The 12,651-nt window shown below is 29.4% G+C and carries 13 protein-coding genes and 1 tRNA gene; 5 read left to right on the top strand and 9 right to left on the bottom strand.

Translation table 11 applies throughout. From position 1 onward, the window contains the following. Positions 1–28: 28 nt before the first annotated feature. From IX290_RS03510 to aroB, 8 genes are all read right to left on the bottom strand, one after another. Positions 29–121: transfer RNA gene (locus IX290_RS03510), tRNA-Sec, on the bottom strand. A 1-nt stretch (position 122) separates the two neighbouring features. Then, positions 123–386: a DUF3343 domain-containing protein gene (locus IX290_RS03515; RefSeq protein WP_211491828.1), complete on the bottom strand. Its 264-nt coding sequence runs from the start codon at positions 384–386 to the stop codon at positions 123–125. Beyond that, positions 383–958 (bottom strand): sulfurtransferase-like selenium metabolism protein YedF, encoded by a 576-nt coding sequence (gene yedF / locus IX290_RS03520; protein ID WP_211491829.1) that lies wholly within the window; start codon positions 956–958, stop codon positions 383–385. Before yedF ends, IX290_RS03515 begins: the two co-directional genes overlap by 4 nt. Before the next feature lie 9 nt (positions 959–967). After that, a complete protein-coding gene (gene selB / locus IX290_RS03525; protein ID WP_211491830.1) occupies positions 968–2,839 on the bottom strand; it encodes a selenocysteine-specific translation elongation factor in 1,872 nt (623 codons plus the stop codon). Between the two features lies 1 nt (position 2,840). Further along, positions 2,841–4,214 carry an L-seryl-tRNA(Sec) selenium transferase gene (gene selA / locus IX290_RS03530; protein ID WP_211491831.1) on the bottom strand — a complete coding sequence of 458 codons (1,374 nt, stop codon included), beginning with the start codon at positions 4,212–4,214 and terminating at the stop codon, positions 2,841–2,843. Positions 4,215–4,217: 3 nt separating this feature from the next. Beyond that, the gene (gene selD / locus IX290_RS03535; RefSeq protein ID WP_211491832.1) at positions 4,218–5,249 is read right to left on the bottom strand and encodes a selenide, water dikinase SelD; all 1,032 of its coding nucleotides are present in this window, start codon (positions 5,247–5,249) and stop codon (positions 4,218–4,220) included. Positions 5,250–5,262: 13 nt separating this feature from the next. Next, entirely contained in the window at positions 5,263–5,526 is a 264-nt protein-coding gene (locus IX290_RS03540) for a hypothetical protein (protein ID WP_211491833.1), read from the bottom strand. Beyond that, on the bottom strand, positions 5,519–7,516 hold the full coding sequence (aroB, locus tag IX290_RS03545) for a 3-dehydroquinate synthase (protein WP_211491834.1): 1,998 nt from the start codon (positions 7,514–7,516) through the stop codon (positions 5,519–5,521). The genes IX290_RS03540 and aroB overlap by 8 nt, the downstream gene beginning before the upstream one ends. Positions 7,517–7,714: 198 nt before the next feature. On the opposite strand from aroB, the gene htpX reads away from it, so the two are divergent. From htpX to IX290_RS03560, 3 genes are read left to right on the top strand one after another with little or no spacing between them, the layout of a single operon-like run. After that, positions 7,715–8,563 carry a zinc metalloprotease HtpX gene (htpX, locus tag IX290_RS03550; RefSeq protein ID WP_211491835.1) on the top strand — a complete coding sequence of 283 codons (849 nt, stop codon included), beginning with the start codon at positions 7,715–7,717 and terminating at the stop codon, positions 8,561–8,563. 22 nt (positions 8,564–8,585) lie between these two features. Continuing rightward, positions 8,586–9,038: a hypothetical protein gene (locus IX290_RS03555; protein WP_211491836.1), complete on the top strand. Its 453-nt coding sequence runs from the start codon at positions 8,586–8,588 to the stop codon at positions 9,036–9,038. 20 nt (positions 9,039–9,058) lie between these two features. Then, positions 9,059–10,312 carry a YihY/virulence factor BrkB family protein gene (locus tag IX290_RS03560; protein ID WP_211491837.1) on the top strand — a complete coding sequence of 418 codons (1,254 nt, stop codon included), beginning with the start codon at positions 9,059–9,061 and terminating at the stop codon, positions 10,310–10,312. Positions 10,313–10,322: 10 nt separating this feature from the next. Here IX290_RS03560 and IX290_RS03565 read toward each other — a convergent pair whose 3' ends face one another. Then, positions 10,323–10,652 carry a rhodanese-like domain-containing protein gene (locus tag IX290_RS03565; protein WP_211491838.1) on the bottom strand — a complete coding sequence of 110 codons (330 nt, stop codon included), beginning with the start codon at positions 10,650–10,652 and terminating at the stop codon, positions 10,323–10,325. Positions 10,653–10,857: 205 nt separating this feature from the next. On the opposite strand from IX290_RS03565, the gene IX290_RS03570 reads away from it, so the two are divergent. Both IX290_RS03570 and cas6 read left to right on the top strand, forming a co-directional pair. After that, complete coding sequence (locus IX290_RS03570) at positions 10,858–11,559, top strand: CRISPR-associated endoribonuclease Cas6 (protein ID WP_211491839.1); 702 nt, start codon at positions 10,858–10,860, stop codon at positions 11,557–11,559. 383 nt (positions 11,560–11,942) lie between these two features. After that, complete coding sequence (gene cas6, locus IX290_RS03575) at positions 11,943–12,644, top strand: CRISPR-associated endoribonuclease Cas6 (protein WP_249168832.1); 702 nt, start codon at positions 11,943–11,945, stop codon at positions 12,642–12,644. Positions 12,645–12,651: the final 7 nt, after the last annotated feature.

Consider the following 12,651-nt stretch of genomic DNA (forward strand, 5'->3'; position numbering starts at 1 on the left):
TTATCCTTAATAAATAAAAAATATTTTTTGGCGGAAGCGTGTAGGAATCGAACCTACCAACGATTAAAAATCGCCCTACAGTTTTGAAGACTGCTGAAAACACCAGTTTTCTTCCGCTTCCATTAAATTTCCTGGATTTCTTTTTTCAGGCCAACTTTATTGACAAGATATTTTTTTACTTGAATATTTTCCTGTAAAAGTAATTTTTCAACTTTATCTTTGTCATTTAAGTCAACTTTTATTGATAACCCACATCCTGCACTGATCTCACCAGGCAACGGTATAATTCTACAACATATTTGTGAATTTTGCAATACTTTTTCAAGTTTCATTACAAAGTGAGTAGAATCAGATGCAAGAAGTAAAAATTGTTCGTTTTTTATCATGGTTTAATAACCTTTGTAGATTTCATTTGTCTTTCAGCAATTGTATACATGTTAGTAACTGTTCCTGCTTTTAATTTATCAGTTAGTCCATAGAAATTTAAACATGTTCCACAAGATAAGATTTCTACTCCTCTAGCTTCAAGTGTAAGAAGGTCGTTAAGGCTTTCAGAACCTTCTACAGCAAGTTTAACTCCTTCATTGTAAAGAAGTATAGTCTTAGGAAGAAAATCCATTTCAGAAAGGGTATAGATGAATCCTTTTATAAGTATTTTACCTAATTCTGGATCTCCATTTCCCATATGCAGTGAACTTATAACAACTACTGTATTATCGTGTTCTTCCATTAAACCTACTGTTTCTTTAACTTTATTTATCACTATTCTGAAAGTATCTCCAGAACTCTCAACGTCATAAGCATAACCCATTTCTTGTGACATTTTTTCAAGATTTTCAAGAGAAATTTTGTTATCAACAGAAACTTCAACTTGACCTTCTTCGATTTTTTTTAATGCATTTTTTGTCATAATAATTGGTACAGGACAAACTTGCCCTACAGCATCTACTTTAATCATTTCTTCCTCCTATTTTATTAAAATCCTTATATCATTAAGCTGTTTTGTAATTTTTAAACTATCAAGTGTTTGTAAGATAAGTATAGCACTATCCCTGTTACAATTCAAGAGTTCCCTGGTTTTTGCAACAGTTAAAGAACTATTATTTTCAAAGTATTCCTGGATAATTTTTATAGCTTCTTTAAGATATCCTTTTAATATAAAATGGTTGTCCTTTGTATGTATAATAAAATTATTTTTTACCATGTAATTGTGCATTCTATTGAATAATTCATTATCTTTATAATTTGAATAGATCTCTTCATAAGATTTAAGGTTAAATTTTTCAGCTTTATACATACCAAAAATAATCTCTTTCATTGTTTTTTCTTCTTTATTGAGTCTGATTTTAAAATCTTTTCTTGAGATAAAATCTCCATTGATTTTTATAATCTCTTTTTCTATTCCAAGCTCTATTAGTGCATTAAACTCTTTTGAGCTATAATCACAGAAAAGCTTATTTTTTAACTCCAGTTTTTCAATTCCAGGGTCTAAAGAATACTCTGCATGAAATAAGTTTAGAGTTTTTACTATTTCGTCAAAAACCTCTTTTATTCTATCCTTATGAATATATCTTTTATCAAGAATATAGATAGTTTTATTATTTTTAAGTGTTTCTATAATATTTGAGGAAGAGGTTCTTGCAAAACTTTCTATCTCTTTCTGTGTTATAAGATTTGAATACTTAATCTTGTTTTCTATCAGAATATCAAGTTTTTCAGTATCTAATTCTTTTAGCATATTAAGATAGTTTGCCTCATACTTTTTGAAATTTTTACTTGGGATATTTAAAATTTTTATTCTACCAATTGTTGTAATAGGGGAATAATTTCTTATAATTCCAATATCTCCATGAGCACCAGACATATTTCCCTCTATAGTGATTTTTCCATAGGCTGTTTCTCCACCAACAAGAAAATTTCTATCAGCAAAATTAATTCGGCCTATCAATTCAGAAGTACCAATATCTACTCTTACTCTGCTATTATTTTTTAATTTTTTTATCTCTGGCAGGAGATAAAAAACAGCATCTGCACTATTAGAAGAATAGATTGTATCACTTTTTGCTAGAATATTTCCTCTTTGTATCTCATTTTTATCAATGTTAGCGAGATTTAGTGCACATCTGTGTCCATAATCAAGAGTTTGTACATCTACTCCATGGTTTTGTATGTTTTTAACTTTCACTTCTATATTTTGTGGATATAGAGTTAGAGTATCACCAATAGCGACTTTACCACTGGAAATTGTTCCAGTTACTACTGTTCCAAAACCTTTAACTTGGAAAGATCTATCTATGTTCATTCGAAAATCTAAATTTTTAATATTTTTAATATCTTTGATTTTCTTCCAGATTAGATTTTTAAGCTCTTCATATGAACCTTTATCATCAGGAGAAACAGTAAAAATATTCTCTTGTAAAAAAGTACCCTGAAAAAATTTATAACATTGTTTTAATACTTTCTCATATTGAATATCGTCCACAAGGTCTCTTTTTGTAAGAACAACTATTCCATTTTTTATTCCTAAAAGCTTTATAATTTCAAAATGTTCAACTGTTTGTGGCATAATTCCATCATCACATGCAATGACTAAAATTACAAAATCTATACTTGATACACCTGCAGTCATATTTTTAATAAATTTTTCATGACCAGGTACATCAATTAATCCAACAGAGCTTCCATCTTGAAATTCAAGCTTGGTGAAACCAATATCAATTGTCATACCACGTTTTTTTTCTTCTGGTAAAGAATCAGTATCTATTCCTGTAAGAGCATGTACAAGTGTTGTTTTACCATGGTCAATGTGGCCAGCCATACCGATAATAAGATTACTCATATTAGTAGATTTCCTTTATATTTTTTGCTTTATTTAGGATAACTGGAATATCTTCATCAAAGATTGTCTTTAAATCAATTATAAAGGCATCTTCTGAAATACGCCCAATTATATTTGTATCTCCTTCACGGAATTGTTTTTCAATTACTTGTGGATTTCCTTTAAATCTAACAGCATAGCTAGGGACAGTTTCTTCTGGCATTGACCCCCCACCTATTTTAGCTCTTGTTTTTATAATTGTTGTTTTAATATTTAACTCTGAAAGCTTTGAGTATAATTCATCAGCTTTTTTATAAACATCTTTTTCATTTTCAGTAATCATCCTTAAAGTTGGAATCTCTTTTATAGCTTCTCTTTCATCTAAGTAAAGTTGTAGAGTCATTTCAAGCGTACTTAGAACCATTTTATCAACTCTAAAAGCTCTTAAGTATGGATTGTTTTTAAGACGCTCTATAAGTTCTTTTCTTCCTAAAATAATACCACATTGAGGGCCACCTAAAAGTTTGTCTCCACTTATTGTGACAATGTCGATTCCTGAGGCTATACTTTCCTGAACAGTAGGCTCCTTTGTAATACCATATTTAGAAAAATCAACAAGAACTCCACTTCCTAAATCTTCCATAGTAAGGATGTTATTATCTTTCCCTAATTTTGCAATTTCATGATTAGGAACAGACTCTGTAAATCCAATTATTTTAAAATTAGATGTGTGTACTTTCAGTATTAAACCAGTTTCTTCATCAATTGCTCTCTCATAGTCAAATAAATGAGTTTTATTTGTACTTCCTACTTCTTTTAAAGTAGAACCTGAAAGTTCCATAATTTCAGGTATTCTAAAAGAACCACCAATTTCAACAAGTTCCCCTCTGGAAACTATTGATTTTTTTCCTTTGGCAAATTCATTTAAACATATAACAACTGCTGCTGCATTGTTATTAACTACAAGTGCAGATTCAGCACCTGTAAGCTTGCAAATTATCTCTTCTACGTGAGAATTTCTATTCCCTCTCATACCAGTTGAAATTTTGTACTCAAGGTTGTTATAACCAGTAGCTATTTCTGATACATATTCAAAGACCCTTTTATTTAAAATAGAACGTCCAAGATTTGTATGGATAATAACTCCAGTTCCATTTATTACTCTTTTTAAATTATGCTGGTTGTATTTTTTAGAATTATTTAAAATATTATCAATAATCTCTTCTAATGAGAAATCTTCAATCTCTTTATTTTTAATTTTATTTCTAAAGTTAGCAATTTCATCAGTTACTAATTGATAAAAAGAGTTATAATTAAGTTTTTTTTCAAGTTCACTTAATCTTTTATCCTTCATTAAAATATCTACTTTCGGTAGTTTACGAAAAAGATTTTGCATGTTTTACCTCACAATCAAATATTTATTCTGTTTTTCTTCAACAGAACCTACGATAAATGCGTCAACATTTTTTGACTTAAATTCATTTAGAAGATTTCCTAGATATTCAGGTGAAATTGAAAATAGTAATCCTCCAGATGTTTGGGGATCAAAAAGAATCTCCTGTAACCATAAAGGTGTTTTTTCAAATTCGATATCTCTACCTACGAAATTTCTATTTAGTTGCCCACCAGTTGTGATCATAAAATCTTTAGCATACTGATCAGCACCAGTAATGAATGGAATAAATTCCTGTTCAAAAATTAAAGTTTTTTCTGAACCTTTTGCCATTTCATATGCATGACCTAGGAAACCAAATCCTGTAATGTCTGTACATGCAGTTACAGGGTATTTAGTTATTATTTCCCCAGCATATTTATTGAGCATAGTCATATATTTTATACTTTCATCTATTGATTCTTTGCTGGCAAGATTAACTTTTGATGCAGTTGTAACTACTCCAGTACCAAGTTTCTTAGTATATATAAGTATATCACCATCTTTACATCCATGGTTTTTAAGTATCTTATCAGGATGAGCAAGACCAGTTACAGAAAGCCCATATTTTATTTCAGGATCATGAATTGAGTGTCCACCACTTAGGACAGCTCCAGCTTCTACAACTTTTTCTGCTCCACCTTTTAAGATTTCACCTAATATATGGATATCCATTTTTTGAGGGAAACAAACAATATTCATAGCTGTTTTAGGAGTACCTCCCATTGCATACACATCACTTAGTGAATTTGCAGCAGCTATTTGTCCAAAAATATATGGATCGTCTACCATAGGTGTAAAGAAATCCAATGTTTGTATCATTGCAATATCATCAGTAAGTTTATAAACTGATGCGTCATCAGATTTTTCAAATCCAACTATCAGGTTTTCATCTTTCACACTTGGAAGATCTGATAGTATCTCAGAAAGGACCTCTGGTCCTATTTTACTTGCTCAGCCACCTACTGAGCATCTATCTAAATGTAATTTTTCACTCATTTTTCCACCTCATTTACATTAATTTAACTATGTATCTTAATGCTCCAACATAAAACTCTCTTTTTGCCTTATTATCAGCTGAATAAATCATATCAGCCAGTATTTTTATATCTTCTCTAATATCTTCTTTTGTAGCTCCCTGATAAATTACAGCAAGCTCACCTTTGAAATCCTGCATAAAATAATCATAAAGTTTACCAGCAACAAGTCTTTTTCTACGAGTGCTATTATAAGTATCACAAGCTTCTACAATTGCATCTATTCTTTGGTTATTCACAGTCTATCTCCTCCGTTATCATTGCACCATTTAAGTTGTCAGATTCAGATACAGTAATTTTGTTACAATTTAATAATTCCATTATTGTTTTTAAAATAATTGTTCCTGCTATAATTACATCAGCTCTTTTTTCTTCAAGACCTATAATTTTCTTTCTGTGTTTTAAATCTTTTGATAAAAAAAGTGAAAGATTATCTTTTATATTTTCATGATCAAGTGTGAAAAGATGAACTTTTTTAGAATCATAGTTTTCCATCTGTTCAAGGACAGAAACTTGAGTTGTAGCTGTACCTGCTACTCCAATTAGATTAAATTTCTCTTTTGAAATTGCAGCTAGAGGTTTTAAAATATCTTTTATCCAGCTGATACATTCATCTATTTTTTCCTGTGTATAGGTATCATTTTTAAAGAAAAGCTCAGTTGCTCTTACAGCTCCTATATTAAAACTTTTTATAAAATCAATTTTATCTTTTGTACCCAGTGTAAATTCAGTACTTCCTCCTCCAATATCAACAACGAGAATTGGATCATTAAAAACAATAGTGTTTCCTTTAAAATTAAGTGTTGCTTCTGCTTCACCACTTATGCATTTTATTTTAATACCAAGTTTATCTACTGCTTTTAAAAACTCATCCCTATTTGAAGAATCTCTGGTAGCAGATGTGGCAAAAGCATTTAAAGAAAGAACTCCATATAATTGAGCTATATTTTTATACTCCTTTAGACATTTTAAAGTTCTTTTTATTGCTTCTGGTTTAAGATAATGATTTTTATTGACATCTTCACCAAGTTTTACTATTTTTACAAGTTTTATAATCTCTTTTTCAATTGTAATATCATTGTTATTTTTTAAAATCTGAGCAATGAAAAGTCTGCATGAATTTGTTCCAATATCAATTATACCTTTTATAGACCTATTTTTGAATAGGTCAATTACAGAAATTATATTTTTTTCATCTACTTTATCCTTGTACACTGAATAATCAGAATTAAAAAGAATAAAGTTAATAGCTCCATAACTATTTTTCTTATCTTTTTTCAATCCATTTAAAATTGTAGTGTAGTTATAAAAAATAGGGTATGGATTGATATTATATTTTTTGAATAGCTCAATAACATCACAAATAAATTTCTCAGAAATGTTATTAAGAAGGTTTGAAAGATAAAGTTCAAATACAGTTCCTTTAGCTACTGCTTCACCATGTGTAATTCCTTTGAAGTTAAAAAGTTTTTCAAGGGCATGCCCATATGTATGTCCAAGATTTAAAAGAGCTCTCTCTCCAGTTTCAAATTCGTCTGCTTCAACGAATGATTTTTTAATGTTACATGATGTTTCTATCATATCAATTATAGTTTTTTCATCTAAATTTGAAATTTTATCTGAGTTATTTTTTAGGAATTCAAAATAGCTTTTGTCTTTAGAATATATAATTAATGAATGTTTTATTATTTCAGACATTCCAGATGAAAACTGTTCCTTAGGAAGGGTAGGCAAAAATTGGGTATCAATTAATACAAGCTTTGGTTGTTTAAAGGCACCTATAAGATTTTTTCCTTTTGGATGGTCAACTGCTGTTTTTCCACCAATACTTGCATCAACTTGAGCCAGAAGGGAAGTTGGAATTTGAATAAAATCTATCCCTCTCATAAAAGTTGCTGCAGTAAAGCCACCAATATCACATACTACTCCACCACCTAAAGAGATAAGAAGAGATTTCCTTGAAAATTCATTATCTATCATAAAATCATAGGTACTCATAACTGTTTCTATATTTTTATGCTCTTCTCCCTCTGGAATTGTAAAATAGTAAATCTGCTCCTTTGAAAAGATAGATTTAAATTTGTTAAAATACAGCTTTCCAATTTCATCATTTGAGAGGATAATTATTTTGTCATAATTATCTATATACTCTTTGAGCTGAGAAAGAATATTTTTCCCTAAAAGAATTGAATATTGAGCTGTTGAAGTGTTAATTTTTATTTTTTTCATAAAATAGCTCCTTACAAGATATCTTTTGATAATTATACCTAAAAAAAGCCTTTTCTTCAAGTATAATGAGGAGGAGAGGCATTTCTATAAATCCGATTTTCTATCATCAAAATAATTATTTTTACATTTTTAGTATATTATTTTTATTATAAAATGGTATAATAGGACAAATGAGTTTGAAATAAAGGAGGGATTAAAGTGAATACTTTAAAAACTTTTTTCTTAATGGCAATAATGACATTTATATTAATGTTTATTGGAAATTTAATCGGTGGTCAAAATGGAACATTGATAGCCTTAATCTTTGCTGGTGTAATGAACTTTGTTTCTTACTGGTGGAGTGATAAAATTGTACTTTCAATGTATGGAGCACAACCAGTTGATTCTAATAGCCATCTGTATCAGATAGTTGCTAATTTGGCACAGAGAGCAAATCTTCCAATGCCAAAGGTATATATAATTAATGAACAACAACCTAATGCCTTTGCAACAGGAAGAAATCCTCATCATGCAGCAGTTGCTGTAACTAGAGGACTTATGGATATTGTAGATGACAATGAGCTGGCAGGAGTAATAGGACACGAATTAGGGCATGTTTCTCATAGAGATATTCTAATAAGTACTGTTGCTGCTACCATGGCTGGAGCTATCTCTTTTCTTGCAAATATGGCTAAATGGACTGCTATATTTGGTGGAGGAAGACGTGATGATGACAATCGTGGAGGAAATGCTATAGGACTTATTGCTGTTGCAATCTTTGCACCTTTAGCTGCAATGCTCGTTCAAATGGCTATATCTAGAACTAGAGAGTATAAAGCTGATAGATTTGGTGCAATGGTAAGTGGAAATCCTGAGTATCTTGCAAATGCACTTAGAAAATTGGATATGTACAGCAAAAGAATACCTATGCCAAATGCCGCTCCAGCAACTGAAAATATGTTTATTGTAAGCCCACTTGCAGGAAGTAAAATGGCTAATTTATTTAGTACACATCCTTCAACTGAGGATAGAATAAGAAAACTTGAAGAAATGAAATATGAGAGATAATCTCAAATACTTGGAGGGAAAAATGAAAAAGAACTTGATTATGTTATTAGGAGGACTTTCTTTATTAGGAGCTACTACTTATGGAGCTGAGATAATTCCTGAATACTATTTAATGGAGAGATTACTTATAAATTTGGAACAATCTCATACATACATATCAAAAGACAGTTCTAAAGAGTTAAAAGCAATTCAACTTAATAATGAAATTTTAAAGAAATTAAATACAAATGAAAATCCAATATATGTGTACGATTCTGATGGAAATCAGAAGCTTGTAAGAAAGGGAGATTATTTTGTAGCTCCTACAAGACTTTCTAGTATATATGTTATGGAAAAAGATAAATTTGAAAATGGGTATAGAGATGAAACTCTTCCTGAAAAAAATATAGGAACTGTTATAGAAAGTGATGATAATAAAGTTAACCCAACAGATGTAGATGAAGGAAGTATGGATATAAAAGAAATTGCACAATAAAATAAGTGAGGTTTGATGTTATGGAGACAAAGTCGGTCAAGGAGTTTTTCAACGAGATGATATCTCAGGGAAAAATTAGTAATATAATTAACGTTGTAAAAAAAGCATTGGAGAATTATAGAAGAGCAAACTCAAAATTATGGGTTACATCCTTATGTTTTTATACAATTTTATCCTTGGTTCCAATTTTTGCAATTCTCTTCAGTTTAGGAAGTTGGTTGGGAATAAATGACTATTTTTTAAGGAAAATGATAGATTATTCTCCACTAAATGAGGAATCTGTTGAGCTTCTGGTAACATTTGCACAAAATTTTATAGAAAATACACGTACAGGTATTTTAGCTGGATTAGGTTTTTTAATATTAGGTTGGACATTGATTTCCATGTTTTCTATTATTGAAAAGGCCTTTAATGATATTTGGAAAGTTGAGAAAACAAGAATGTTTTTGAGACAGATAACTGACTATATATCTTTTATTATTTTGTTTCCAACACTTATTGTTATATCTAGCGGAACTACAAAACTTATGGAAGTATTAGGTTATTCAGATGGATATTTTGGAATGTTTATAAATGCTATACCATTTATTACACTTATGACTTTTTTTACAGCTTTATATATGATGATTCCAAATACTAAAGTGAATTTTATTCCAGCATTTATATCTTCAATATTTATAACAATGTTTTTTTATGGATTCCAATCCCTATTCTTCTTGTTACAGGGGATGGTAGCAACTTACAATAAAATATATGGAAGTTTCTCAGTTGTATTTATATTTCTATTCTGGTTGCGTATGATGTGGTTTTTCTTGATTTTAGGAGCACATTCATGCTACTTTTTACAAAACAGAGATACTCATCTTGAAAAAGACCCAGAAACTGTCTCTTTTAGAGGAAAAGAGTATGCAGCAACTGTTGTCATGAAGGAGTTAATTGAAAAATATATGAACAATTCAGCTCCTGCAACAGTAAAAGAGATAAGTAAAAAATATGATATTCCATATGAAATTATACGATATGTTATTGATGTTTTAATTGATGCACAGCTTATAGCAGAAGTGGTGAATACGGGAGTAGCTGAAGAAAGCTATGTAGTTATAAAAAATGTTGATGGAATAAAATTTAAAACTGTCTATAATGCCTTGGAAAATTATGGAGAACCGTTAATCATTCATGAAAATGAAGAGTTGGATAATCTCCTTTCAGTATCTGTAAATAAAGATTTTGAATTTGAATTTAAAAAATATATAGAAAATAAAAACCACAGCTAAAACTGTGGTTTTATTTTACTATTTTATATGGCCATGTATTTATTCCACCAAACTCATAGATATTTTTATAACCTAGGAAATGAAGTTTAAGTGCAGCATGAAGACTTCTATGACCACTTCTGCAATAAACAAGAAGTGGTTTATTCATATCTGATAGCTCTTCAGGTGGTTCATACCCTATCTCTTCATTTGGAAGATTTATTGCATTTTCTATATGGCCTAAATTAAATTCCTGAGGAGTTCTTACATCTAAAATAATATAGTCTGGATGTTCATCCATCATTTGCTTTGCTTCTTCGTGACCTATTCTATTATAAGGTAGTGTATTGTTATTATTCATTATTTCACCTTTCTAATGTTTATTTTTTTACTCAACTATTATAGCATTAAGAATTCACTGATACAAGTAAAATTTAAAAAATATAGAGGTGTTTTACTTGAGTAAAAGTGTATAAAAATTGACAAATGAAGATTATAAGGGTAACCTATAATTAGAGAGATAAATAATTGAAATTGATTTATATAATAAAAAGGGAGGGGAAAATTTGAAAATTAATTTATGGCAAATAGAATTAAAAGTATTTCTTCTAAAAGATATTGCCTATAGAGATGTCGTGACAAAAGTGGCAACATTTATAGATAGTGCTCTTTTAAATGATGAAAAATGGAGTACTTATCATTTAGAACAGAAGTATAAAGGTTATTCGTTCAATTCTTTGTACCCTATAATGAAAAATGGAATATATAAAAAAGGAAGAGTTTATACTGTTCAGATTAGAACAGTGGTGGAAGAATTAAAAGACTTTTTTATGGAAAGCTTAAAGGATAATATAACAGAGGAAATGAAAGGTTTACTAACTCATGTTAGACCAATGAAAACTAAAAAGAGTATAGATAAATTAATATCAGTAACACCTTTAGTTATCAAAACTAAAAAATCTTATTGGCGTAAAGAGATGAATGTAGAGCAATTTTTAAAAAAGATATGTACAAGTATTACAAATCAGTATAAAGAGTTATATGGCGGGACAATAGATGAAAATGTTCCTATTTTTACAGGAATAAAGTTTAGAAATAGATTTCCTATTGTAACAAGATATAAAAAGGTAAAACTTCTTGGAGAAAAGGTTGTTTTAGAAGTTGCTGATAATGAGATAGCTCAAAAACTTGCATTTTTAAGTTTAGGAGTTGGAGCTGGACATATGGGTGCAAGAGGATTTTCTTTTATGAATCCTAGGTGGAAGTAAGTAATTTTATGAAAAATATAGAAGAGTTTGAATTATGAAATATAAAATTATTATTGTTATAACAGCTAAAATAGGATATAATCATTCTTGAAAATCCTATAATTTTAAATTTTTTGTAAAAAAATTTTAGAAAAATAATATTTACATTGGTGGTATTTAAATATATACATAAAACTAAAGTATAGGATAATTGAATATTTACAGAAGCTGTATCACAAAAAGAGAATTGTAATTCTCTTTTTGTATTTACTTTTTTTAATATATTCAATATAAATAAAACTAAAAAGATATTGACAAATATAAAAAATAGAGGTACCCTTATATTAAGATAAAGAAGTAAATTAATACATTATTTACAATTATAACACAAAAGGAGGGAAAGTATGAGTATAAATTTGTGGCAGATAGAGCTGAAGGTTTTTCTTCTTAAAGATATTGATCATAGAGATGTAATGTCTAAGGTTGCTGTTTTTATTGATACCACTCTTAAAAAGAGTGATAAATGGAAACAGTATCATGAAGAAAAAAAATATAAGAATTATTCTTACAACTGTCTCTATCCAATCATGAAGTGTGGTATATATCCTAAAGGAAGGGTGTATACAATACAGATTAGAACAGTTGTAGAAGAGCTTAAAGATTTCTTTGTAGAAAATCTGAAAGATAACACTACTGAAGAGATGAAAGGTCTTATAACTGAAGTAAGAGTTTTAAAACCTGATAAGTTTATTGATAAACTTATCTCTGTTACACCGCTTATAATTAAAAGTGATAAGCCTTACTGGAGAGAGGACTTAACAGTTGAACAATTTTTAGACAAGATAAGAGTACTACTTACCAAAAAATATAATGAAATTTACGATGACAAAATTGATGAGGAGATTCAAGTTTTTACTGGAATCAGTTTTAGAAACAAGTGTCCAATAGCAACTAAGTATAAAAATATACGTATTCTCGGGGAAAAGGTAGAACTAAATGTTGCTAGAAACGAGACTGCACAAAAACTTGCATTTTTAAGTTTAGGTGTTGGTGCAGGTCACATGGCAGCTAGAGGATTTTCTTTTATGAATCCTAGATGGATATAAAAGGAGG

Origin of the sequence: Fusobacterium sp. DD2 (assembly GCF_018205345.1) — a bacterium.
In the GTDB taxonomy this organism is placed as follows: domain Bacteria; phylum Fusobacteriota; class Fusobacteriia; order Fusobacteriales; family Fusobacteriaceae; genus Fusobacterium_A.

Excerpts from the sequence above, each read along its gene's own strand:
- IX290_RS03515 (WP_211491828.1), bottom strand. The coding sequence starts at position 386 with ATGATAAAAAACGAACAATTTTTACTTCTTGCATCTGATTCTACTCAC.
- yedF (WP_211491829.1), bottom strand. The coding sequence starts at position 958 with ATGATTAAAGTAGATGCTGTAGGGCAAGTTTGTCCTGTACCAATTATT.
- selB (WP_211491830.1), bottom strand. The coding sequence starts at position 2,839 with ATGAGTAATCTTATTATCGGTATGGCTGGCCACATTGACCATGGTAAA.
- selA (WP_211491831.1), bottom strand. The coding sequence starts at position 4,214 with ATGCAAAATCTTTTTCGTAAACTACCGAAAGTAGATATTTTAATGAAG.
- aroB (WP_211491834.1), bottom strand. The coding sequence starts at position 7,516 with ATGAAAAAAATAAAAATTAACACTTCAACAGCTCAATATTCAATTCTT.
- IX290_RS03555 (WP_211491836.1), top strand. The coding sequence starts at position 8,586 with ATGAAAAAGAACTTGATTATGTTATTAGGAGGACTTTCTTTATTAGGA.
- IX290_RS03560 (WP_211491837.1), top strand. The coding sequence starts at position 9,059 with ATGGAGACAAAGTCGGTCAAGGAGTTTTTCAACGAGATGATATCTCAG.
- IX290_RS03565 (WP_211491838.1), bottom strand. The coding sequence starts at position 10,652 with ATGAATAATAACAATACACTACCTTATAATAGAATAGGTCACGAAGAA.
- cas6 (WP_249168832.1), top strand. The coding sequence starts at position 11,943 with ATGAGTATAAATTTGTGGCAGATAGAGCTGAAGGTTTTTCTTCTTAAA.